A 23,284-nucleotide genomic window follows, 5' to 3' on the forward strand; every position below is an offset into this window, starting at 1 on the left:
TAATTATGTGAACTGCCTATTATCTTACAGCCATCGAAAAAAATCAGCTCAATTTTTGGCTGCCGGTACATCTGGCAATATATTTTTCAATTTCAACGAGTTTCTTTGCAATCTGTGTTGGTAGATAATGGCATAAGACAGCACGGTGCTAACATATTTTCGGGTTTCTTTATACGGAATAGTTTCCACCCACAAATCGACCGGCAGTGCTTTGCCTTGCGGCAACCATTTCTTAACCCGTGCAGGGCCTGCATTATACGAGGCGGTGGCCAGCGCCGCGTGGCCATTAAACTGCTTGAGTAATTCTTTAAAATAGTAACTGCCGTATTTAATGTTAAGTTCAGGATTAAATAAATCCTGGTCTGAATGCCAGCTGTCACCCAAAGTTTTGGCGATTTGTTCGCCCGTGCCCGGCATCAACTGCATTAAACCTTTTGCACCCACAGGCGATGCCGCCATTTTATCCATCATACTTTCTTGGCGCATCAAGCCAAAAATAAGCGCGGGGTCAAGGTTTTGTAACGCCGCGTTACTTTCAATCTGGGCTTTATAATCGGTGGGGAAACGTAAATCCAAATCATCCCAGTAATCGGCTTTGGTTAAGGTGATGATAGCGGTTTGCTGCCAATGCCAGCCTTGTGCGAGTTTAGCGGCCAATAACAATTGCTCTTTGCTGAGCTTTTTAATCAGTATTGGCCATAAACGACGGGCATCTGTTTCCCGCTTAAGGGCAATAAATTCTTCAACCACCTTAAGTTCGGTACCTTGCCGCAGTGCTGCCAGTGCCTCGTCGTTGATGACAATCGGCTTGTCATTGAGTTGGTAGGGCAGGTCAAGTCGGTCGGCGGCCAAAAAGCCATGAAAACTCCTGTCGTTGGCAACCATAGCATAAGTCGCTTGTGCTTTGGCGGTATCACCGGTTTCACCTAAGGCTCTGGCGTACCAGTATTGCCAATGTGGGTCTTGCTGTTGTTTGGCAGAAAAACTGCCGAAGGCCTTAATGACTTGTGGCCAGTTTTGCGTAAACAAGGCGGAGCGGATACTCCACATTTTTAGCTCTTCATTCGGCTGTGTTACCCGTGCCAAACGCTCAAATACTCGGTGATCGCGGCGTACCGCTAAAATTAATGCCAGCCGGTGTTCAATGCGTTGGCGGGTGGTCTCATCCAAGTTAAACGACTTGTTTTGGCTGTCCCACAGGTTTAGCGCCAGCTCAATATTGGGCTTGGCCAACTTGTCGATGCCATAGCTAAATAACCGACCACTAAGGCTGTCTTTATTTTTCAAAAAAGCCGTGTTTTTAATACTATCAGGTGTTTGATGAATGTGTAACCATTGCTTGGCAATTAATTGCTCATCTTGGCTGAGCAAGCCCAGTGTCGCATTGGCGGTGGCGAGATTGTTTTGCGTTAAAGCTGCCTCAAAACGTTGCCAGATTACTTCAGGCTTTAATTGTCCTGAGCGGGTTAATGCCGTAAACAACACGGTGCAGCTTTCAGGATAGGTGGCCAGTGATGCCCACATGGTTTGCGTGGCTTCTAAAGCCTGTGCTTGTTCACCCGATTGGTAGCGTGCCCATTGGTATTGGCAGCTGAGGTTTTTATCGTCGCTGGGCTGGTAGTATTTGATGAATTCTGGCCAACGTTTTTGTTCTACCAGTCGGTTTAGCCAGCTTGTGCGTAGTGTATCCGCATAATGGCTATCTTTATGTGCAGCTAAAAAATCAGTAATGGCAGCGGTTTGCGACAATCGGTTAGTGAGCCATTTAGCCTGCAAATACGGGTATAAGGGATAGCCTGCCAGCTTTTTGGTTAGGCGCAGGTAGTCTTTTTCTTGGTCTTTGCCCAACAGTTTTTCGGCATCGGCAAAATACTCGCGCTGCTGGGCGAGACTAGGCAGGCTACTGGCTTGATACCAGAAAAATACACCACAGCTTATTAATAATATTACAGCTGCGATTTTTAAGCGCATTGACTTTAATTTGTCCATTTTGATTTAGAGTCGGCAGGAAAGCGTTGCCCATCTTGCCGAGCTAAAACAAATCTGCATGTGTGCCGGTTAATTCTATAGAGAGCAAATCTTTTGGAAAATCTTTTGCGTTCTTTTTTTGATACAGTAAAAGCCAATCAGGCTCAATATGAAGATCACGAAAACCCGTAAAATCCCCCGAAAGCGCAGGATCCCGATAGGCCGGTGGAAGTGGCGAGTCATGTGCCAGTAAAGCAATCACCTGCTTAAGCTTGATCATTTTTTTCCTCGTAGCTGCATGAGCTTGTACTGCTTTTTGAACGCTTTTTTATAAATAACTTTTCGCATTAACGCTCAAGATCAGCAAATAAATCTTCCAAATTAGCAAAGTCCTTCGAATATTCTTGGTTTTCGAGTAGTAATTTTGCCGTCGTTGCATTCGGCGTATATTCAATAGGAAAGGGTATAGAATGCGTTCTTCGTACTTGTGCAAAGAACATTTTCACTGCCTGTGCAGGCGTAATTCCAAGATCGTGCAGGATGGCGAAGGTTTCCGTTTTATCCTGTTCATCAATTCGGATTTGATAGGTAGCAGAACGTGCCATAGTGAGTATTCCTATAAAAATCATATAATAACTGACATTGTAATGACAAAAAACAGAAATCCCACTATTTTTTGAAAATACTGAGAGTAAGGGCAAATGCTTATTTTGCCCTCTCCCTATAACTACTTACTCGCTGGCTCAACAATCGCCCTAGATGTACCAGGGCCAATACTGTCTGCCGCATCTTTCAAATAAGTCTCTTTTAAATGTTTAAACGCCGACCATAAAGTAGTGTCCATCACCACTTCATTACCAATGGAGACAATGACACGCGACAGTTCCGGTATTTTGGTTTTGGTAGAGGTTAAATACACCGGCTGCACATACAAAATGCTATTGCCCATAGGCAAAATAATCATGCGTCCCATTTCCACTGTAGAACCGTATTGTCCCCACAAAGTAAATTGCGCGGATATTTCTGGATTCTGGTTAATCAGTGCTTCCACTTGGGCAGGACCATTGACCTGTACATCTTTACCGAATTTGTACACAGTAATACCAGGTTTATAATTTGCGCCACAACTGCTGCTATCTAATACGCTGGCCGCACCGATCATACTGAGATTATTACGATTAACCGGAGTCATCGGATTAATCAGCACAAATTCTTCTTTGTCGTTACAGTTGCCAAAATTAACCGTTTGATAATATGGCAATACCTCTTTGCTATTCACATTGGCCAATGTCCAGGTTTCCGCCTGCTCGTAAAATAATTCTGGGCTTTGCTGATGGTATTTAGCAAACATCTTCATTTGCAAATAATATAAATCACGCGGGTAACGTAAGTGCTTGCGTAACTCGTTTGGCATTTCTTGCAGGTTTTTAAATAAACCTGGATACGCATTGCTGTAGGCTTTTATCAAGCTATCCGAGGGATCGGCAATGTAATAATCGACATCGCCATCGAACGCATCCACGACTATTTTAACGGAATTGCGGATATAGTTGAATTTTTCAAGACTCGGCGAAGCTGCCGCCTCAGTTGGCTTGGACACCGGATAATACGGCGATAAGGTATAGGCATCCAGTATCCAGTAAAAGCGGTCTTTGGTGGTGACCAAATACGGGTCTTTGTCCAGATGCAGATACGGTGTTAATTTATGGACGCGCTCCTTAATATTCCGAAAGATTTTAACCTTGCTTTCGGTAGAAATATTGGTGGAGAAAAATACATTCTTATCATGGAAATAAAATGCAAATAACGCTTTTCTAAAAAACGACGGAACAGGGATGCCGCCCTCACCATGATACGCACCCGTTACGCTAGGATCAGTGCCCGCAATACCCATAACGGTTAAATTATTCGGCACAACCGCGTAATCGTACTGGCCTTCGCCGTAGTAAATATCGGGGTGTTTAACATCAAAACCGACATCGGATTGCATATTTAAATCCCGTAAATACCACACCACCGGCTTATCGGCATCTTGTGCGGCGGGGGTAGCAACAGCGCCGTAGCCATGCGTATAACGTAAGTGGGTATTTTCCCAGTTTTGCGCTTCGGGTGGTAGCTTGGAGATGTTGATTTCTCTGGCCGCCAAATTAACTTGCCGCGTATGGTTAAGAATAGAGTATTGGTCTTCATCCACCGATAAAAAACTGTAGTAGGGTCTGATCTCCTGCAATTGTTTATAGCTGTCTAGCAAAAATTCCCTATCCCATACCGGAATATTTTCAAAACGCTCTTGGGTACTCCATTTTTCAATATCGGCTGCCGCATTCAGTTTAATGGGCATATCCACGGTTTTAATATTTTTTAGATCATAAGCATCTAAGGTGGCATCAATATTGTGTTGTATAAAGGGTTTTTCGGTTTTAACCGGATTGGGATCGATAATAAAATCCTGGATATTTTCAGGGATAAAGTCGATTTGCGGCAGTACCAAAACCCCGACAAAAAATGCTGCCGAGATGAATAATGGCGTTTTAATACGGTGTTTGTCGGAGAAAATGTACAAGCTGGCGGTGACCGCTGTGGCCAAGAAAGCCGCTATGCCCAACCAAATCAGCGGCAATTGGTAGCGTATTTCTATAGATCCTGGCCCATAAAAAATCGGTTCATGGCTGTCGGTGTACAGCAGGTTAAAGCGTTGCAGTAAAAATCCCCACACCACAAAAATCAGTACAAAAGCCATCAAAATGGTGAGATGGATTTTTGCGCCTAGGTGAAATTCTCGGCTTTGATCAGGCACAAAAATGTGTTCCAGCCAATACAAAGTACCGACCATGAAAAAGATTAGCGTGGCGGTGATTAATAATTCACGCTGAATAAGTGAATAAACCGGATAAGACAGCATGTAAAAACTGACATCATTGCCATACACCGATTCTTTAACCCCAGAGTCGCCACCAAAAAAATACAGCAAGGACTGTTCCCATTGGTTGTAAAACGGGATAGCGATGAAGATGGCCAGTAGTAAGGCAATTGGTGTATAAACTTTTGCCGAGCCGTACATAAAGGCATCGGCAAAGCGTTGAAATTTCTGGTTTTTAATGAAGTTATTTAAGACTTCTTCGCGTGGATTTAAACCCAAATAAGATGAGGCAACCCAAAAGTGAAAAAAGAAAATCACAAAAAAAGCCAGCGTAACACCACCGGATAAAAAATATTTATACAGTAAACGCAGCCAGAAATAGCCTTCTAATTTAAGTGACTGAAACCACCATAAATCTACAAATAAATCGATAAATATAAAGTGAAAAGCGACAATCAAAACGATTATTAACGCTAGTATTGCGCCAGCTAATGCGGGTAAAGACTTTAATGTTTGCATAATGCCTCCCTATTATTGTGTGTAAGCCAACAATACGCAGATAAGCCAATTTGATTACTCAGATGACAGTATCTAACGCATCGACAAATTATTTTTATTCTACCACTCAATTTGTATTCATATTGATTTAGAACAACTGAGACCGCTTTAAATAGTAAGCTTCACTTGTTTAATCATAAGGTTTTTGTGCCTGTGGCAGTGGGATTGGATGAGTCAAAATTAACCACTGTATTTATTGTATTTCCATAAAAAACATCCACTTATAATTATCAAGGCTGGGTCACTTAATTTTACAACTTATTAGGCTGGTTTACTGTAACCAATGTGTTAAAACATGAGTGAATACACATAAGCCGTATAGATAAGCGTACAATAACAACAAAATTATTAGATAATTTTACAAAAAACGATATTTACGTTTTTATTATGCGTTTTTTTTAGCGTGATAGCTAAAATTAATGTGTCAGTTTTATATACATAAGCTCAATAAATAAGCGGTAATTACTGGTTTATCGTCTAAGCATTAACTGGAAAAATCATACGATTTCATTATTTATATAAAAAATATCGCTATCTAATTCGAAAATTACATTTTAAATCAATTTATTATGTATTAATCTAAGGTGGCTTTGTAATGTTTTCGTGCTTTTACAATATCTTTCTTAAAAAATGGCTTGAAAAATGCTGAGCCTAATGTATTGCTGTTTTTTAGTTATTAAAGCCTTTAACCGATCGTAAATATACTTAAGGAACGCGCACGAAATAACTTGAGCAAGTTCATGCTTCGACAGGCTCAGCACGAACGGTGGTGGCGTTTAAGTTGTTCAAGTTATTTCATGCACGTTCCTAAGTTGTGTCGCTAATACCACTTGATCAAGAGTCAAAAATGTCCATACATCGCACTTTTTTTGCCAAAAAATACACTTATTTAATAATACCCAGTGCATTAGCTTTATGCACAACAGCTCAGATGGCCAATGCCGCTGTACGTAATGCTATTGTGCTTGAAAATTTAAAAAGAGGAACTAATGCATGGCAACACGTTGATCAAAGCAAATTAATCGGTTCTAAAAGACCCAACGCTGGGCCAACTATTGCGAGCGCTATGCCAAACGTAAGCGCGGAAACGGCAACTTGTACCACCCGTTCACCGGCTTTCCCTTGGGGGGGTGACGATTGTATTAGTGGTTATACCTCGACACCCAGTGTTAATAAAGGCGGTAGTATTGATTTTAAAGTTAGCGTTAATCCGGCGCAAAATTTTACCATCAATTTTTATCGCTTGGGTTGGTACGGTGGCAATGGTGGTACATCGGTAACTAGCACAGCCGCTTTGCCCGCAACAACCCAGCAACCCTGTGTTATGGAATATAAAACAGGGCTTGCCGAGTGTAATTGGTCTAACAGCTACACCTTAAATGTCCCGTCCACGTGGACAACCGGTGTTTATTTGGCGCAACTTACTAGTGCAACAGGCTGGAAAAGCGAAATTTTATTTGTGGTAAAAGATGACAGTCGTCCAGCGGATTTCTTATATGAAGTCCCTGTATTAACTTACTTAGCTTACAACAATTATCCTGATGGTACTGGTAAAAGTCTTTATGACAGCAACAGTGCCGGTAATGCCAAGGCGGTTAAAGTTTCATTGGATAGCCCGCAAGATCATCAATTTGGCACCTGGTTAGGTTCGGATTGGACTGAAATTCATCTTGTCGCCTGGTTAGAAAAAATGGGCTACAACATAAACTATACCACCGATCTTGATGTGCATACGGCAGCCGCCAATTTAAAAGCTTATAAAGGCGTTATTATTGGCGGGCACAGTGAATATTGGACTAAAGCCATGTATGACAACACTGAGCAAGCACGCGATGCAGGGGTCAACTTGGCATTTTTTGGTGCGAATGCAGCGCATTGGCAAGTTCGCATGGAAAACTCCAGTTCAGGTATTCCTAATCGCGTATTGACGTGCTACAAAGATGAGAATGGCTCATCGAATGATCCTGTCAAGGATGCAACACAAACTAAAAAATGGCGTGATTTAGGCCGTGCCGAGCAAACGCTTATTGGTGTACAGCATGACATAGATGGCTGGAATCTGGGTTTATCTAATCAGCACGCGCTAAAATTACAAGAAACTAACCATTGGGCGTACAACGGCAGTGGCTTAAGTGATGGAAATCTCATACCGTATTTAGTGGGTTATGAAATTGATAATTTTAATCCGAGTTACCCTAAGCCACCGCTGTTAACACCAACCAGCCAAACTTTCATAGCCGAATCGCCTTACTATAATCACAGTAACGCACTTTATAAATCGCAAGCATCGCTTTACCAAGCGCCGAGTGGTGCATGGGTTTTTGGCTCTGGTACTATGTCTTGGAGTTGGGCTTTAGCCAAACAAGCTTCCGATTCGTATGTTTTTCAAAACACCGCTATCCAAAAAGTCACACAAAATATTTTAGATGCTTTCAAAAGCAAACCTACATCCAGCAATCGTTCTCCTGTGGCCATAAACGACAGTGCCAACGTTAATCAAGATGCTACGGTCAGTATATCTGTATTAAATAACGACAGTGACCCTGATGGCAATAGTTTAACAATCAGTGCGGTAGGTGTGGCTGCACACGGTGTGGTTGCAAATAATGGGACATCAATTACGTATACACCTACCGCCAGTTACTATGGTAACGACAGTTTTAACTACACTGTAAGTGATGGCTTTAATGGCACGGCCACAGCCAATGTTGCTGTTAGCGTTAATCGTGTTAACCGTGCGCCGATAGCGAATAAAGACAGTGCGGTTGTTAATCAAAACGCTACGGTCAGTATATTGGTATTGAATAACGACAGCGACCCTGATGGTAATAGTTTAAAAATCAGTGCGCTGAGTACTGCGGCACACGGTGCGGTTAGCCATAATGGCCGTGTAATTACTTATAAACCTGTCGCTAATTACAAGGGTAATGACAGCTTTACTTATACTATAAGTGATGGCTTTAATGGCACGGCCACAGCCAGTGTCGATGTTACCGTTAAACCTATCACTTATGCCAATCGCCGTCCGATAGCAATACGGGATTCTGCTAAAGTGATTAGTTTACGTACCAATAAGGTAGTCAGTATTTCTCCGCTTAATAACGACTCCGACCCTGACGGTAATACATTAACATTGCTTGGCTTTACCAAACCCAAAAGAGGCACGCTAACGCAAAATGGTAATGTTTTAACTTTTACCGCAACTAGCAGCGGCCAAGATAGCTTTAACTATACAATTTCTGATGGATTGGGTGGTACAGCTACTGCGCCGGTTTATATAACTATAGGCAAATAGGGCTACCAATTTAACGCACGACAGGTATTGCGCCTTTTGGTAGTTCCTACATAACTCTGAACTGTTTTGTGGGGACTATCCATTGTTGTGGGTTCATTGCCTATTTGAAATGTTTGGCCACAATTAAGCACGATGTCGTCTTCCTGCGCTTTTTGAAAAAACGACTTTATAAGCAGTGAGTTGATTAGTTTTTTCGCATGTTGCGCCAGTGCGTCTAATTTCATTCATTACTTTTTGAGGTGTGCCAGCTGGGCATTTGACGTGAACGGTACCGTGAGATTTACGTAATTTACTATTTGAATTAGACAGAAGTCGTCGTGCTGCTGGTGATAAATGACGACCTGAAACCATTCCTACATTCGATACAGTTAGTGTTTCTTTTTTGATTTCACGGGCGGCCTTACCCTGTACCGTTACATTAGCCTCATCAATACTGTCCCGCTCCGCACCGACCTGATTTTTCCAAACAGCCTCTTGCTCCACAACAGACTCACTAAAAGAATCCGCAAACGCGTATGCAGCTGCTCCACAGACAAGTGCACCAGTACCAGCACCTATAGCCATCCCTTTTCCGCCGTCTGCAAAAGCGCCCACTATCGCACCAAGACCTCCACACGCCAATGCGGCTAATCCAGTGTTTCTTGTTCTTGGATCATTAGTTGCACAACCGTTAAGTGTAAGCGTTGTTACTAATAGGACAAATAATAATTTTTTCACGTTTATTTCCTCTATTTTTAGTTAATTTTTGAGTAATCTATCCACCATTGCGGCGGCTTCACGTTCTATGTCGGATGGCGGCGTTCTAGGTCTAGTAGGTCTAGTGGGTCTAGTGGGTCTAGTGGGAATGGGGTGGTGTACTATACGCGGAGCTATTACATGGCCACGTCTAGGTGGTGTCTTGGGTGGCACTCTTATAGTTGTAGTGTTGGGTTTTAGTGGGGGCTGTGTCTCTACAGGTAACGGATTTGAAGCTCCTGGCAATTTTGGCGGAATTTTTACTGATGGCGGCTGTACATTGACAATTTCGTCTTTTACTTTTGGGGTATTATCAAGTGGAACAATTGGCGCAATTGGTTTGGCTTCTTCAGCAGGCACTGTCGTTTTAAGTGTTGCGGCAGAGGTTACGGAGGGCTGTGAAATCGGCGGAGCAACCGTTTTATCAAGGTTAAAAATGGCTATTGCACTGCCTAACAAAACCGCTAAAAAAATAATGCCAGGGTAATCCAAGCAAAATTGTTTAATGGGTTTAAGCCGTTCTGTATTAGCTGAAGCGGGGGGGGGCAAAGGCGATCTGCTTACGCAATGCCTCGCTAAATTCGCGGGCGCTGGAAAAACGTTTTTCAGGGTTTTTTTCTAATGCCTTAAGTACTAGCCGTGCTATTTCCTTGGGTATTTCTTCTGAGAAAGTACACGGCGATTTCGGCTTTTCATTAATATGCGCCTGTTGCAGTTCAAATTCGGTATCTTTTACAAAAGGGATTTGCCCCGTTAACATTTCATACAATACTATGCCTACGGCATAAATATCCGAACGTGCATCCGTCTCATGCGCTTTAATTTGCTCTGGCGACATATATTCCAGCGTGCCAATGGCATGGCGGGTTTTCGTCAATCTGGCGGTATTTAAAATTCGGGCAATGCCAAAATCCAGGATTTTTACCGTTTTTTGCTCGGTAATCATCAAATTAGAGGGCTTAATATCACGGTGTACAATATTAAAACTATGCGCGTGATCCAAGCCATCCAAAATTCCTATGGCATATTGCACGGCAATTTGCCACGAAAGTCGGCCTTCTTTACTGATGACAGAATCAAGCGTTTCACCTTTTACATACTCCAAGACCATGTAGAACATGTCATTTATCTGATCAAATTCATAAACAGTCGCAATATTGGTATGGCTCATTCGCGCCTGTGCTATCGCTTCCGATTTAAAACGCTCAACAAGATCTTCTCGGCTACTTAATTCCGGCTGTAGAAATTTAATGGCAACATCGCGGTTAAGCCTGACATGGGCATATCTGTAGACTTTGCCCATACCGCCTTCACCGATCTCGCCAACGAAGTTAAAATTATTAATGGGAATCATAATAAAGTGTCTGTAAGTTAAACGCGGGTAACGGGGGCTTCTTTTAAAACAGGTGGTTTATCAACGATTTTGACGACAATCACCGAAATATTGTCGTGACCACCGCGTTCATTGGCTAAATCAACCAGCTGTTTGCAAGCGTCTTGTGCAGGGCACTCAACAATGATTTGGCTGATTTCATTGTCAGTCACCAAATCGTATAAACCATCTGAACACAGCAAAAAGCAATCACCGATTTTAATGGCCAGCGCTTCAGTAGATGAATCTACTTTTTCATCTACTTTAGTGCCTATCGCACGGGTAATCCAATGTCTATCGGGATGGTTTTCAGCCGCTTCCGGTGTTAATAAACCGCCTCTCACCATATCGGCTACCATCGTGTGATCCTGTGATAACTGAGTACATTCACCTTTGCTACATTTATATAAACGGCTATCGCCCGCATTGGCATAATAGGCAAAGCCGTCTATTAACGCTAAAGCAACCAGCGTTGTTCCCATACCTTTGAGTTCGGGTGTAGTCTGGGATAATTGATAAATGCGTGTATTGGCCTCATGAAAGCTTTTTTGTAAGGCGTGTGCATAATCACCCATGCCCAGATAGTCGGAAAATTTTTGCTGAACAACTGCCACCGCCGTGTGGCTGGCAACCTCGCCACCTTGGTGGCCACCCATGCCATCAGCCACCACGACCAAAAAATTACGCTTATCTGAAAAACGCACACAGCCTATGTTGTCCTGATTGTTTGATCGCTCAAGGCCCACATCCGAAAACAGGCCTATATCGGAAAAATAAACTTCTGGTGCTCTGTTTAAGTTCATATATTTTGGTCGTTTAAATTTGAAAAATAGATGGCTAAAGAATCGCTTTATTGGCATTTTTTATTAATCTAGCGTATGAACAGGATGGTTTTTGTTTACATAAATTCTTTTGCATGTTTAATGGGAACCGCAAAAGACACCATTGTGCCGTTGGCATCTTTCTTTATGGCAGTAAAAATACCAATCACATGGCCTTTGTCGTTAAATACCGGTCCGCCGCTGTTGCCGCTGCCTGTGGCAGTGACGGTTAATTGATAAGCATCATTCAGTTCGCTATAACTGTTCGCCGCCTCTGAACTGGTGATGACTTTACCGATAGCACCTGGGGTGACGGTAACATCTGGAATTGTTAACCATGTACCCGACTGGTTTTGTCTTGCATTGTCCGGAGAAATGCCCGGATAGCCTATAACCGTAACGGGCGCTCCTGCTGAAACTGGATCATCAAAGCCCATTTCAACCGGTTGCAGTTTTTTTGTCGGCTCTATTTTTATGAGTGCAACATCGGCATTGCCAGATATAGGGCCTGCATGAGCCGGAAGCCTTAAGCTTGTGCCTTTAAAAGTGACATCCAAATAATCATAACGGCCTTCAACAAGCTTGCCGCGCAAAGGTGTTTGGCCGAGCATTTTAGCTTTGGTAGGAATCCATTTTTTTAACGACGCTAGGTATTCATTACTGCTGGCATCGTTTGCCATTGGTTTTAGCGTGGGGGCTGAGCAGGCACTGTCATTACATACCATTAAAATACCGGGCAGTTTAAAGTCTGTGCTTTGCGTCATTTCCCACGGTGCGGCAACATGGCGATTAGTCAATATATGACCGCCTTCAGTAATTACAAAACCAGAGCCAGAACCGGAAGCACCAATAGAGATACCGTTTTCAAAATCTAAAAACGGTTCAACTACGCCATCAATGAGGACATACCAAGGCATTTTTTCGCTAACGCACTTGCCTTTAGCATCGGTAGCACAGCCAAATTTTTGAAACACTTGTTTACCGGTGGGCGTGTATATGAGTTTCCAGCTCATTTCGATTAACACGGTTGAATTGCCAAATTGAGTCTGAATATTTTCCGCGTTTAACTGGGCGTTGTTTGTTATGTTATCAATCGCCTGTTGCTGAGCCTTATTGTTACTTGCGTTATCTAGTGCGGCTTGCGTATTGTTTTTTTGGATTTCTAATTTATCCTGATAAATTGTGTAAGCAAAAATGCTAGATGCCAAAATAACAATGCCGATAATACTCGCGCCCATATTGATCATTTTTTTCCGGTCATGGTTTACCGCTGTGCTAATTAAGCGCTCTGCCGTTTTTTCACCAATCTTCTTTGATTCTGGTGATGTCATCGTCGAATTTGTTGGCAGTGACCCGTTTGAAGCCGAGGTGTTTTGAACCACCTTTGTCTGTGGCGTGGAAGGCAGTATTGCGGTAGGTTTTGGCCCGATGAGTTTGGTTTTTGGTGTTGCTGGATCAAGATTAAACGTAAATTTAACGCTGCCCTCATCCTTGTCGCTCTTGCCCAATTGGACTTCATCATTGGCTTGCAATTGTTTAGGCGTTGTTATTTTTACGTTGTTAACAAAGGTTCCATTTGAGCTATTAAGATCGGTTAACAAAAATTGATTTTTATTTTGAACAGTAATTTTGCAATGTCGGGTACTAACATAAGCATCTTTTTCTGCATCGAAAGCCACTTGGCAATCACTGCTTCGACCAAAAACAATTTCTTCGATAGGCAATTCAAAAACGTCTGTTTGATTGGATTTTGATCCTGTCACATGTTTGATGATAATTTTTTGCATCTTGGCCTCTTTATTTTTAGGGTTTAAAACAATTTTAAGTGGGCAATATTTTTCTAAATTATGCAATTTAGAATCTTTGTAAAATAAACTGAAATTTAACAAAATATGTCAATTATTATTATGAATATGTACATTAATTTACCTAAAAATGTCAAGAATAATTATTAAAATCAGCTTATGAGCCAAATAATTAAGGCTCATATTGGTTAATACGCTCGTATGAAGCAAGTGGGGTTATTTTTTTAAAATTTATTTTGAGTTCAGGGCTTTCTAAAAAAATAATCTTAAAATCGTTAACCCCATTTGCCGGAAAAAAACGTACTACTTGTTGATGCATGGAAAATATGCCCAACATTATCGGGAAAGTAAGTTGGCTCAACCCTGGCTATTTTGGGTCTGCTGCTGGCATTTTCTGTTTATGATGCACTTAACTGACTGTATACAGGACATTTTTAAAATAATTAGCCTGTTATTTAACCCCGTTTGGCCTCCAGCCACGTATTACTTAATGAAGATATTGCAATGCTTACTAAGTGTAAGGCGCGGTATGAAAGCGAAAATCCAGAACATACGCATGATTTGCATTAATTCTTAAGACAAAACTTTAACGTGATGAGGTTTCTTATGAACAACCCCAATTTACTGGACGGTATTCGATTATTGGTTTACCGATTTGCCACAGACAACAGGTATAAAAATGAAGCAATAGACGCACTCTTAACGGATTTGGCACCATTGTGCGAATACCAACAGGTACATGTTGCCTTGCACAATGTAGACATTAAAAAACTGATATGGTGCTGTTTTTGGTAACCAGCCTGGCAGACCTTGAACAACTGCGTAACCTTAGGTTTCCAGATTCAGTACAAAAAGTGGTGGCTTATTTTTTTACGGGTACTGAATTTAGCTGGATAAACGATGCCAATTACCGCCGCCCCTATAAGGCGCGCTCGTTTTTTTTGATTTGTGCCGATCAGTTTACTGAATCGCTGATTTACACCAGTTCCCAGAAAGTTTTTGACACGCTTTGTCACAGGACAATCAGAAATAAATTTGCTGACGAAGCATTATCTACCCAGATTGTGGAATATACCGGCATCAACCCTCAATCTGCCATTGCCGAGATGAAAGAAGCGGGTTGGTATCTTCGTGACAGCGGCTTAAACCATTCGGATAGTTTTGCAGGCGCCATTGCCTTGCGTTTTGGCAACAGGTTTATTATCAATGCCTCCAAAACGGATAAATACCAAATTACCTACGACCGAGTTTGCTACGTTGAGGATTATATTCAATCCGAAAATAAGGTGAGGTATGTCGGCTATTTTCCACCGTCTTCAGAAAGTCTGGTGGCACTGCGGGTATTTCAAGAATTTACATATGTCAATGTGCTGCTGCACTTCCATTACAAACACATGACTTATTCACCTAAGTTTAACGCCTACCGAACAACCCATTATGTGCCTTATGGCCTCATGGAAGAAGCGGATACCTTGGTCGATAAGTTAAAGGCCACGGGAAGTTTTGTAATTGCAAATGGCCACGGTGAATTTGTGATGGCAGAAAATTTGTCTGACGCAAAGGCGACCATTGGGTATTTATTAGCTTTATACGACTTAACCTAACGCTTGCCGAGACAAAAATTCTTTAACGAAATAACCAGAGACAACGCGGCGCTAATTATGCCCAGCGCCGCATTAAACCAATCAGGAGACAATATGAAAACAATGCCAAAAACGTGGGTCATTATGGGGGTTGCCGGATGCGGCAAAAGTTTAATTGGAGCTAAGCTAGCGCAAGCTTTGAATGGCAATTTTGAGGATGCTGACGTATATCATTCACTGGCCAATAAAATTAAAATGGAAAAAAATATTCCATTGACAGATGAAGACCGCTGGCCTTGGTTGCAGGAGTTGCATTCACTTATAGCGCTGCATCAAACCTTAACGCCTTGTTATGTGCTGGCTTGTTCTGCATTAAAACAAAGTTACCGTGATATGCTTCGTGTTGAGGGTTTAGCTAATGTGCCGCAATTTGTCTTTCTTAAGGGAACTAAAGAGCTCTTTGCCCAGCGTATCGCTGAACGCGCAACTAATCCTGTCGATGTAAAGCCTGAGTTTCTCGATAGTCAGTTCGCTACGTTGGAAGAGCCGCAAGATGCCATCATTGTTGATGCTAACCTAACGCCCGATGAGATTGTGGCCTTTATCTTGGATCAGTTCAGTTGAAATTACCCGTGATTGGTTAGGATTGGTAATCTGTGGTTTATAGCGTTTCAAACAAACTTGTTATAACTGTCACCATTTTTATACACACGTCGCCCCGTATTTTTTTGATACCTTTTTGTATAGGGTTTCTTATAGTGCGGGGTAAAGTGATTTTTGAAATTTTTTTACATACACCATAAGTGTCCGTGACTTTTAGGAAAAACCGTGTTGAAATAAGCTAAAGCTTACAAATTAGATATTTGGCTTACAAAAGGCTTGTTGTCTTAGTTTAAGCAGCTGCTGTTTTTACCTTTAAAGCTCATAGGAAATTTAATGTTAAAAAAAGAATTATCGGATGAAGATTATTGGAAACTCTACAAAGCCTTTTGCAAAGGCGACCAGCGGGCAAGCAAGGATTTGGTAGATCAGTTGGGCAAGCGCTTATATAACTACGTTAAAAAAATTAACTATAACCTAAGTAAGGGACATACTTTAACTTATACTTGCGAAGAAGATTTTCAAGATTGTGTAGAGCATACATGGGAAAAGTTGATTGAAAATTGCACTAAGCCTTTTAAGCAAATTAATTTTTGGAGTATTGCAAGTACTATCGCCAAGTGCAAGTTATTTGACGATTGGCGAAAAATAATGGTTGAGAAACGCAACTTGGGTGAAAAACTGTCAATTGATGATGACACCAAATCGGAATACGGGAATGATTTTGGTGAAAAAAGACCTAACAAAGCCGAATGGGAAAACAGTATTGATCCTAGTGTAAATAGACCCAAAAACTCTGAAGAATTGGCTATGATTGAACAATTTTTTGAGTTTCTGGAATTTTTACCAGAAAATCAGCAATGGGGAAACATTTTTGATCCTTATGCCAAAACGCCTGATGAATTAGAAAAAGTTCGGCAATTTATTGAGGCGGTAACGTTATTGCCAGAAAAACAGCGAGCAGCACTGATTTTGCAACTGGAGGGCTATTCTAAAGCCGAAATCGCTGACATCACGGAAGAGAAAGTAGAAACTGCTAAAAATCAAATCCGTTTGGCTAAGGATAAAATAAAAAAATTCTTATTCCCGGAAACAGGTTACAAGGACACCTATTAAGCATGAGAGGTTCTAAATTATGAATTCCAATACGCCCCCGTCTACTGAAGATGATGAAGCTTTCGATCTGACATTGCAGAAACTTTACCGTTCGGCATTGTTTGATGAGAAATTTCAACAACAAGTTGCTGCTGACTTACGCGCATTACCACCACAAGCGCGGGCTAAGTTAAATGCTGCCGACCGTGCGTTTATGGAAGATGCCGATTTACCTGATGCACTGGCCAAAAAACTCATGGCCATGACCTGTGGCTGTAAGCCTAAGCCGTGGTGGAAAAAGCTGTTTTCATTCAATTTTGATATGGGCAATTTTCTGTCCCCCGCCTTTTCGGTACCTGTGTCTTTAATGGCGGGTGTGTTGTTAGGGGTTTTACTGCCTAAATTCATGCAGCCTAATACGTCATTTGAATCTTTGGGTGGTGATACTCCAGAAGCGGTACAACATGCAACGTTGGGAGAAATTGCCAAAGAAACCAAGGACGATCCGAAACAATGGTTATCCGCTATTGCTGATTTGGTGCGGCAAGGCAAAGCGTCCGAAGCCCAGAAGCAGTTACAGGAATTTGGAATGCGCTATCCGGGTTATTCTACCTCTGAGTAAGGGTTGAAAATAGCGGCTAATATTCGGGTAGATGTAGCCACCGGTATCGCTCCACTTTAACTGGAAAAGGACGTGCAACTATTGGATATTCGGGCTTTGCTGGGGCATGAGGGCATTGCCACCGCCCAGATTTACATTCATACGAGGGCAGGAGCGGCTCTCTAGATTGGTGGCGGATATTTGACAATGTACGGGTTTATAACGTACATTATAAAAAGGAGGACTCATAATGACACAAGAAACCCTACGTACATCTCGAATTGAAGCCCGTATTACGCCCGATGCGCTGGCCATTGTTAAACGCGCTGCTGAGCTTGAAGGCCGCAGTGTGAGCGATTTTGTGGTGTCTTCCGCCCAGGAGGCGGCACGCCGTACGATTGAAGAAACTAGCCTCATCCGTTTATCTTCGGAAGACCAGCGGCGTTTTGTTGACCTGCTGCTCAACCCGCCGCCAATTTCTCCGGCATTGGTTCGCGCCAAAGAAGCCCACGCGCAGTTGTTCGGTTCGGAGTGACGGGACGGTTTAGCATTGAGGTCTTGGCCAATAGTCACAACCGGCAAGGGTTTTACTGTGGTGTGGAGGCTTTAGACCGTTATTTTTTGCAACAGGTGACGCAAGATGTAAGGCGACGGGCGACAGCGTGTTATGTAGCGGTGGAAACAGATACTGGCCGCATTGCCGGTTATTATACGCTGGCAGCGGGCGGCATCCCTTTAAAGGATATGCCAGAAGACATTATAAAACGCCTGCCACGCTACCCGTCAGTTCCGGTTGCTCGATTGGGGCGGCTTGCCATTGGCAGTGGTTTTCAGGGGCAAAAGCTGGGCGCAGGGCTGTTGTGGGATGCCTTGTTACGGTCTGCACGTTCCGAGGTGGCGGTTTTTGCGCTGGTTGTGGATGCCAAGGACGACACGGCGGAAAATTTTTACCGTCATCATGGTTTTGTTGGTTTTGGTTCGCTGCACCATCAGTTGATCTTTCCTTTGACAAAATTTACAACTTGAATGAATATCGTATGGTTTATTTTTGGTGGTTCAAGGGAGCCACTTTACAAACAACTGGCCGGTTATTCTGTCGCAACCGGTATCGCCCCACCTTCGCCCAAAATAACAAACGGTGCCCAGTAAGCCGGATGCGAAGGGATGTATTTGCCTTCTAAGCCTAATTTGCATTTCCAATTGCAACGGGTCTCCCTGTTGATCAACTCCTGCATACTGTGTTGTAAGGCTTCAGCACGGCTGAGGGTTGGGTGGTCGCGCAAGTCTTTAAAGAGGTGGCGGGTTAGGTTTTGCATGGTGTTGGCATCCACTTTCCATTGCGAGGCCAACACGCTACGCGCCCCCGCCACAAAAAATCCTTTGGACAATTGCGACAGACCTTCCGGGCTATCTTGCATAGCGGCGGTTTCGCAGGCGGCCAGTAACACCCAGTCGGCATCCAAATCCAGGGTGGCGGCTTCGCTGCCAGTCAGGTAGCCGTCATCTTTGCCGCCAGTTTCCAATGCCGGTGTTAATAGGCTAGCCTCATCGATGGATTTATCGCCGCTTTTGGCTGGGAGTGTCATCACCAAGCCCGGCTCGCCAACCGGGGGCAACAGCGCATGGGTGGCAAAACCCACAATGCGGTGCTGGCGTAACCGCCCTTCATCACTGAGTTGTTTGACTTGGCTTTCGGTGGCCTCTTGCTCCAGAAAAAGTGCTTTTGGCGGCTCTGTTGTCACACCTAATTTTTCGGCAATGTCTTTTAACGCGATGGCAGTTTGCGGAAGGTTGTCCAGATTCTCGCGCAGGGTTTCGCTGGCATCGCCGCCCAGTGCCACGTATTGCCCCAGGCTTTGGAATTGTTCTGACGGTTGGCTTGTTTGGGCAACCTGGCCTTCTTTGAGTATCGGGTTACCAAAACCGATGAATGGGGCTTTGGCGTGCGAGCCTTGTTGTAGGTTGTGGTTGCCGCGCAGGTAGGCCAAGGAGTGTACGGCAGGCAGGTAGGAGAAGGCGTAATGCTTTGCCAGCCAGTCGGCATGGGCGTAATCGCCATGTTCCTTAGCAGGATCGGGTGTGGCGGGTGGTTTGGTTTTTACCAATAAATGCAAGGGTAATTTTTGCAGGGCATCATCTGTTACGACGATGATGTGTTTTACGTCGGTGAGTTCCTTTTCGATGGGTTCAAAAATGTTGGTATATAAACCATATGCGGCTCTTATATCAAAAGGCTTTAATCCATTTTGTGGATTTTTCAGGGATTCATGCAAGTTATCTACATTATTACTGATGGATTGGTGTTTTGCGTTAAGACGATGCAAAACCGGCGCTTGCCCAGGCCGCACCACAAACACATAGGAAGCCTCTTCATCCACCAGGTAGGCCAACAGGGCTTCATCGTGTTTTAACAGGGACTGCGCTTTTTCTAAGGTAATGGGTTCTGGGTGGATTAACTGGGCATAGGCTGGGAATTCCTGTTGCAATGCTTTATCTAGCTTATCAATTTCTTGTTCGGCTGCTTGTTGTTTTATTTGTAACTCTTTGGCTATTGCAACACTTTCCTGGCCAGGTTTACTCAGCATTTCAATATACCGTTTATCCAAATCTTGCCAAAGCGTTTGTTGGTTCCACAATGCCTGCACTTTTTTCTGGATGTCTGGATTGCGGCTACTTAAGCGCAGTGCGGTTTGTTGTAGAGATTGGGTTCGTTGGTCGCCGTGGGCAAGTTGCAGGGTTTGAAAGGCTTCGGGCAGATTTGTTAACTGGCTTGTTTTAGGGTTTGCCATCAACTTTTGTTGCAGACGGAACAGTAGACGGGCAATATTTCTCCGTTTATTGAAGATGTCAACACTTTGGCGTGGTTTAGAATCTGAAACATTTGTATTTTCAGACAATGCTTGCATTTTGGTGTAAATAATAGCTATGGATTGTCGGGCAAAATTGAAGGCGTTAACAGTATCCCCCTTTTTTTCCTGTAATACAGCCAGATCGCTTAGGGTATCAGCGGTATCCTGACTGTTTGGATAATGAGCTTGCTCTTTAGTAAGTACTTCTTGATACAAGGTTTCGGCTTTGGTGTAATCACCTTGATCACGGTAAATATTAGCTAATTGACGTTGAATTCTATTAATTACGTGGTGATAGGGTTTTGTTTTTAATTGAATAGCTAAAGATAAACTTTTCTCGTATAGGGGTATGGCATCTTCATGTTTTTTTTGTAGTCTATAACAATTTGCCAATCTACTTAACGCCTGTGAGTGTATCCATTTTTTATTGTTATTTAATGAGTCATTCTCTAATTCTTTAATAATTTGTTTGCGTAATTTTTCTGCATTGCTGAGTAACGATTTTTTTATACTCATGTCACTACTATTTTCAGCTTGTAACTCATACAAAGAAGCTAAATGGGAAATATTCTTCAATATATCAAGATGTTGATCCATGTATATCTTTGGTACGGCTGTTTCCCTTATGGATATACTACGTTGCAGCAATTGTTCTGCTTTTTCATACCAGCCAATGTCGACATATAAATTCCCTAAATCCTGTATGACTCTTGCTTTATCATCTTGATATTGTGTGCTCATTGCTTTTTTTAAAAAACTCTCTGCCCGGCCATATTGCTCGTGCTCAAGGTAAAAATATCCTAAATCATTATAAATTTTTGAATGAAGCTCACTATCATCATATTTATTTTTTATTATTAATGATAAACGTTGCAAATAGAGTGCCTCTGCATCATGGTATAATCCTTGTGCAGAAAGAGTATCTGCTAAGAATTTTTGAAGACCAAGAAAACGCCGAAAGCTTCTACGTTTCAACTTGCTTTCAACGTTAAGTGCTTGTCGAATAACCTTTTCTGCCTGTGGATACTTCCCCTGTTTCCAGAATAGTTCCCCAATATCTCCCATTATTGACACGGTACTATGGCTATAATCATTTAATTTAAGTTGAGTAATGAGTGCTTGTTGCAGCAATTTTTCTGCCTCCGCACAACGTTCCTGCTCACAGTAAATTTCAGGCAATTTGAACAAGACAGAAGGGAGAATTTCCCCATTTTTTTGCCAAATAGATACTGCATTTTTGAAATTTTTTTCAGCTTTAGCATATAGCCCTTGCTTGTAATTAATATCTCCAATTTTTTCAAATGATATTGCAATATCACCATGGTTTTCCGGCAAAGTCTTTTGCCTATTCACAAGAAGTTCACGTTGTAGGGATTCAGCTTTGTTGTAGTTATGTCGGCGAAGTTCAGAGTCAACATACGACTCAAGTATTTCTCCTGGTGTAATATGTGAATGAGAATAATCATTATGGCTAATAGATAAAGCCAATGCCTTTTTATATAAAATTTCAGTAGACGAATCATAACGATTTTTTATACTACGAACCTCAGCTAGATTTTTCAAACAATCCACCAAACGATCTTTGTATTCGACTTCTATATTTTTATATTCGGCAATCAAATCTTCATCGGTAATATTGACGAGGCTTAGTGCTTCTGAATTATTTGTCTTCAAGGTATCTAAGCATTGCTGATAAAAGTTTTCAGCTTGTTGAAAATGGTTTTGTTCAATATGAAAGTTTCCAATATAAGATAAGTATTCCGAAACCGAAATAAGTGCGTTGGCTGCTTCTAATTGTTTTTCTGCTTTGGAGTAATCGCCTGCTTCCCCTGCTTTTATACCAGCGGTTATAAGATCATCCCAAGATGCACCTGCAACCGTATTAGCTTTAGCTTCTGTCAAGGCTAAATGAAGTTTTACTTCTTGTTCTTGGGAGTTTTCACTATCTTGGGATTCATCTTCTATATCCAATATTCGATGCCATTTATCCTCATCATCTGGAGAACCCTCGTCTGTTAAATTTTGCTGAATAGCGCTGTTTTCACTTTCCGTAAGGGTGTGATTAAACGTACCAGTGGCTTGGGCTTGGGTGGTGTAAGTGAGCTTTGATAATTTATCATCGTTTATGAATTCCAACATAGTGCCATCCTTTGAACCGTCAGGCACTTGTAACCAAGCTTGGCACAAATCATCAAATACATAACGCAAAGGTTGATTTACAGTTATTTCCTTCTGGTCTGGACATTGGGTTTTACCTTTTATCCTGCCTGCACCATTGTCATCAAGTAGCCAGTAACCCTTACCTTGACATAGCTTGTCACCAACAGTAAATTTTCCCTGATATTCATAATTACCTTGCAGCTTTTTTGAAGGGCACTTATCGAGCGCCTTAAACGTTAAAGCATGCCACTCTGCTTGCAATTGCTGCCATGTTTTTTGGTAGATCGGTAAATCTTTATATGGCTTGCCATTGTTAGCCCAATTTACTTGTCCTTGTTGAATGGTTTTGATTTCATCTGATGATAGTGAATGGCTAAACCTAGCGAAGGCTTGATCTTGTGCATATTGAAATAATTTTATTGTGCCGTCTGGCATTACTTGGAAATCATTTGAATTACTGGTAAGGCTGGAATCCCCCCAACAACTAGAACTCAATTTATACCGAAAAACGTTGTTATAAAATCTTCTTTCCAATTCAGGGCAGTTACTGCTTTTCATTTCGTCCAAACCTAAGCCCTTACCATCCACTAGCCACGTGCCTGAATACTGGCATTGTTGACCTTGAAACTTCAGTACCCCCTGATACGAATAACTCCCCTTCAGCGTAGCATTTGAACACCCCGCATAAACGTGGCTTGTAAAAAATATCAAGCTAACGGTGTAAAGCCAAAACTGCTTGCTGCTTGCCATGTAAATCCCCTCTCGTTTCAACACAACGCCTTAGTACAGCACATGTGTATCAGATTTTACGTAAGCTATTTCTTACATATACACAATGCCGACCGATTTTAACACTGTTTATAAACGGCTATGCAAGTCTATGTTTAAAAAGCGGTGTAGGCTGGTTGGTTCCATGCTTGTGCGCTTTACAACAAACTACTCAAAAAAAAATTTTTGTCAGATTTAACCCCATTTGTTAATG

General features: G+C 42.3%; 16 protein-coding genes and 1 pseudogene. 7 read left to right on the top strand and 10 right to left on the bottom strand.

Annotated features, from left to right (window positions below):
- Window positions 1–48: 48 nt before the first annotated feature.
- The 4 genes and pseudogenes from CRENPOLYSF2_RS12665 to CRENPOLYSF2_RS12680 all read right to left on the bottom strand — a co-directional run bounded on the left by CRENPOLYSF2_RS12665 (window position 49) and on the right by CRENPOLYSF2_RS12680 (window position 5,347).
- Entirely contained in the window at window positions 49–1,971 is a 1,923-nt protein-coding gene (locus CRENPOLYSF2_RS12665) for a lytic transglycosylase domain-containing protein (RefSeq protein ID WP_176371119.1), read from the bottom strand.
- Window positions 1,972–2,032: 61 nt separating this feature from the next.
- Window positions 2,033–2,278, bottom strand: a pseudogene (locus CRENPOLYSF2_RS12670) (type II toxin-antitoxin system YafQ family toxin); the annotation flags it as partial.
- A gap of 37 nt (window positions 2,279–2,315) precedes the next feature.
- Window positions 2,316–2,573: a type II toxin-antitoxin system RelB/DinJ family antitoxin gene (locus CRENPOLYSF2_RS12675; protein ID WP_176371120.1), complete on the bottom strand. Its 258-nt coding sequence runs from the start codon at window positions 2,571–2,573 to the stop codon at window positions 2,316–2,318.
- 122 nt (window positions 2,574–2,695) lie between these two features.
- Complete coding sequence (locus tag CRENPOLYSF2_RS12680; protein ID WP_087144316.1) at window positions 2,696–5,347, bottom strand: UPF0182 family protein; 2,652 nt, start codon at window positions 5,345–5,347, stop codon at window positions 2,696–2,698.
- 886 nt (window positions 5,348–6,233) lie between these two features.
- Here CRENPOLYSF2_RS12680 and CRENPOLYSF2_RS12685 point away from each other — a divergent pair.
- A complete protein-coding gene (locus CRENPOLYSF2_RS12685) occupies window positions 6,234–8,681 on the top strand; it encodes a cadherin-like domain-containing protein (protein ID WP_087144317.1) in 2,448 nt (815 codons plus the stop codon).
- Window positions 8,682–8,804: 123 nt separating this feature from the next.
- On the opposite strand, the gene CRENPOLYSF2_RS12690 is transcribed toward CRENPOLYSF2_RS12685, so the two are convergent.
- The 5 genes from CRENPOLYSF2_RS12690 to CRENPOLYSF2_RS12710 form a co-directional block, all read right to left on the bottom strand.
- Window positions 8,805–9,398 (bottom strand): hypothetical protein, encoded by a 594-nt coding sequence (locus tag CRENPOLYSF2_RS12690; RefSeq protein WP_087144318.1) that lies wholly within the window; start codon window positions 9,396–9,398, stop codon window positions 8,805–8,807.
- A gap of 21 nt (window positions 9,399–9,419) precedes the next feature.
- A complete protein-coding gene (locus CRENPOLYSF2_RS18590) occupies window positions 9,420–9,965 on the bottom strand; it encodes a hypothetical protein (RefSeq protein ID WP_140396860.1) in 546 nt (181 codons plus the stop codon).
- A complete protein-coding gene (locus tag CRENPOLYSF2_RS12700; RefSeq protein ID WP_087144320.1) occupies window positions 9,943–10,770 on the bottom strand; it encodes a serine/threonine protein kinase in 828 nt (275 codons plus the stop codon). Before CRENPOLYSF2_RS12700 ends, CRENPOLYSF2_RS18590 begins: the two co-directional genes overlap by 23 nt.
- A 17-nt stretch (window positions 10,771–10,787) precedes the next feature.
- Window positions 10,788–11,591 (bottom strand): Stp1/IreP family PP2C-type Ser/Thr phosphatase, encoded by an 804-nt coding sequence (locus CRENPOLYSF2_RS12705; protein ID WP_176371121.1) that lies wholly within the window; start codon window positions 11,589–11,591, stop codon window positions 10,788–10,790.
- A gap of 95 nt (window positions 11,592–11,686) precedes the next feature.
- A complete protein-coding gene (locus CRENPOLYSF2_RS12710; RefSeq protein WP_140396861.1) occupies window positions 11,687–13,396 on the bottom strand; it encodes a trypsin-like peptidase domain-containing protein in 1,710 nt (569 codons plus the stop codon).
- Window positions 13,397–14,190: 794 nt separating this feature from the next.
- Here CRENPOLYSF2_RS12710 and CRENPOLYSF2_RS12720 point away from each other — a divergent pair.
- From CRENPOLYSF2_RS12720 to CRENPOLYSF2_RS12745, 6 genes are all read left to right on the top strand, one after another.
- On the top strand, window positions 14,191–15,018 hold the full coding sequence (locus tag CRENPOLYSF2_RS12720) for a class II aldolase/adducin family protein (protein WP_087144324.1): 828 nt from the start codon (window positions 14,191–14,193) through the stop codon (window positions 15,016–15,018).
- 93 nt (window positions 15,019–15,111) lie between these two features.
- Window positions 15,112–15,621: a gluconokinase gene (locus CRENPOLYSF2_RS12725; RefSeq protein ID WP_217884112.1), complete on the top strand. Its 510-nt coding sequence runs from the start codon at window positions 15,112–15,114 to the stop codon at window positions 15,619–15,621.
- Between the two features lie 312 nt (window positions 15,622–15,933).
- Complete coding sequence (locus CRENPOLYSF2_RS12730; protein WP_087144325.1) at window positions 15,934–16,713, top strand: RNA polymerase sigma factor; 780 nt, start codon at window positions 15,934–15,936, stop codon at window positions 16,711–16,713.
- Between the two features lie 19 nt (window positions 16,714–16,732).
- Window positions 16,733–17,314 (top strand): hypothetical protein, encoded by a 582-nt coding sequence (locus CRENPOLYSF2_RS12735; protein ID WP_087144326.1) that lies wholly within the window; start codon window positions 16,733–16,735, stop codon window positions 17,312–17,314.
- Window positions 17,315–17,543: 229 nt separating this feature from the next.
- Window positions 17,544–17,828 (top strand): type II toxin-antitoxin system TacA family antitoxin, encoded by a 285-nt coding sequence (locus CRENPOLYSF2_RS12740; RefSeq protein ID WP_087144327.1) that lies wholly within the window; start codon window positions 17,544–17,546, stop codon window positions 17,826–17,828.
- Entirely contained in the window at window positions 17,825–18,319 is a 495-nt protein-coding gene (locus CRENPOLYSF2_RS12745; RefSeq protein WP_087144328.1) for a GNAT family N-acetyltransferase, read from the top strand. The genes CRENPOLYSF2_RS12740 and CRENPOLYSF2_RS12745 overlap by 4 nt, the downstream gene beginning before the upstream one ends.
- Before the next feature lie 62 nt (window positions 18,320–18,381).
- Here CRENPOLYSF2_RS12745 and CRENPOLYSF2_RS12750 read toward each other — a convergent pair whose 3' ends face one another.
- Window positions 18,382–23,052, bottom strand: a complete 4,671-nt coding sequence (locus tag CRENPOLYSF2_RS12750; protein WP_087144329.1) for a CHAT domain-containing protein — start codon at window positions 23,050–23,052, stop codon at window positions 18,382–18,384.
- Between the last annotated feature and the right edge of the window lie 232 nt (window positions 23,053–23,284).

This window comes from Crenothrix polyspora (assembly GCF_900163755.1).
In the GTDB taxonomy this organism is placed as follows: Bacteria; Pseudomonadota; Gammaproteobacteria; order Methylococcales; family Methylomonadaceae; genus Crenothrix; species Crenothrix polyspora.

Coding starts and splice junctions, on each gene's coding strand:
- CRENPOLYSF2_RS12750 (WP_087144329.1), bottom strand. CDS start 23,052: ATGGCAAGCAGCAAGCAGTTTTGGCTTTACACCGTTAGCTTGATATTT.
- CRENPOLYSF2_RS12725 (WP_217884112.1), top strand. CDS start 15,112: ATGAAAACAATGCCAAAAACGTGGGTCATTATGGGGGTTGCCGGATGC.
- CRENPOLYSF2_RS12705 (WP_176371121.1), bottom strand. CDS start 11,591: ATGAACTTAAACAGAGCACCAGAAGTTTATTTTTCCGATATAGGCCTG.
- CRENPOLYSF2_RS12700 (WP_087144320.1), bottom strand. CDS start 10,770: ATGATTCCCATTAATAATTTTAACTTCGTTGGCGAGATCGGTGAAGGC.
- CRENPOLYSF2_RS12720 (WP_087144324.1), top strand. CDS start 14,191: ATGGTGCTGTTTTTGGTAACCAGCCTGGCAGACCTTGAACAACTGCGT.
- CRENPOLYSF2_RS12680 (WP_087144316.1), bottom strand. CDS start 5,347: ATGCAAACATTAAAGTCTTTACCCGCATTAGCTGGCGCAATACTAGCG.
- CRENPOLYSF2_RS12685 (WP_087144317.1), top strand. CDS start 6,234: ATGTCCATACATCGCACTTTTTTTGCCAAAAAATACACTTATTTAATA.
- CRENPOLYSF2_RS12740 (WP_087144327.1), top strand. CDS start 17,544: ATGACACAAGAAACCCTACGTACATCTCGAATTGAAGCCCGTATTACG.
- CRENPOLYSF2_RS12665 (WP_176371119.1), bottom strand. CDS start 1,971: ATGCGCTTAAAAATCGCAGCTGTAATATTATTAATAAGCTGTGGTGTA.
- CRENPOLYSF2_RS12675 (WP_176371120.1), bottom strand. CDS start 2,573: ATGGCACGTTCTGCTACCTATCAAATCCGAATTGATGAACAGGATAAA.
- CRENPOLYSF2_RS12735 (WP_087144326.1), top strand. CDS start 16,733: ATGAATTCCAATACGCCCCCGTCTACTGAAGATGATGAAGCTTTCGAT.
- CRENPOLYSF2_RS12730 (WP_087144325.1), top strand. CDS start 15,934: ATGTTAAAAAAAGAATTATCGGATGAAGATTATTGGAAACTCTACAAA.
- CRENPOLYSF2_RS12710 (WP_140396861.1), bottom strand. CDS start 13,396: ATGCAAAAAATTATCATCAAACATGTGACAGGATCAAAATCCAATCAA.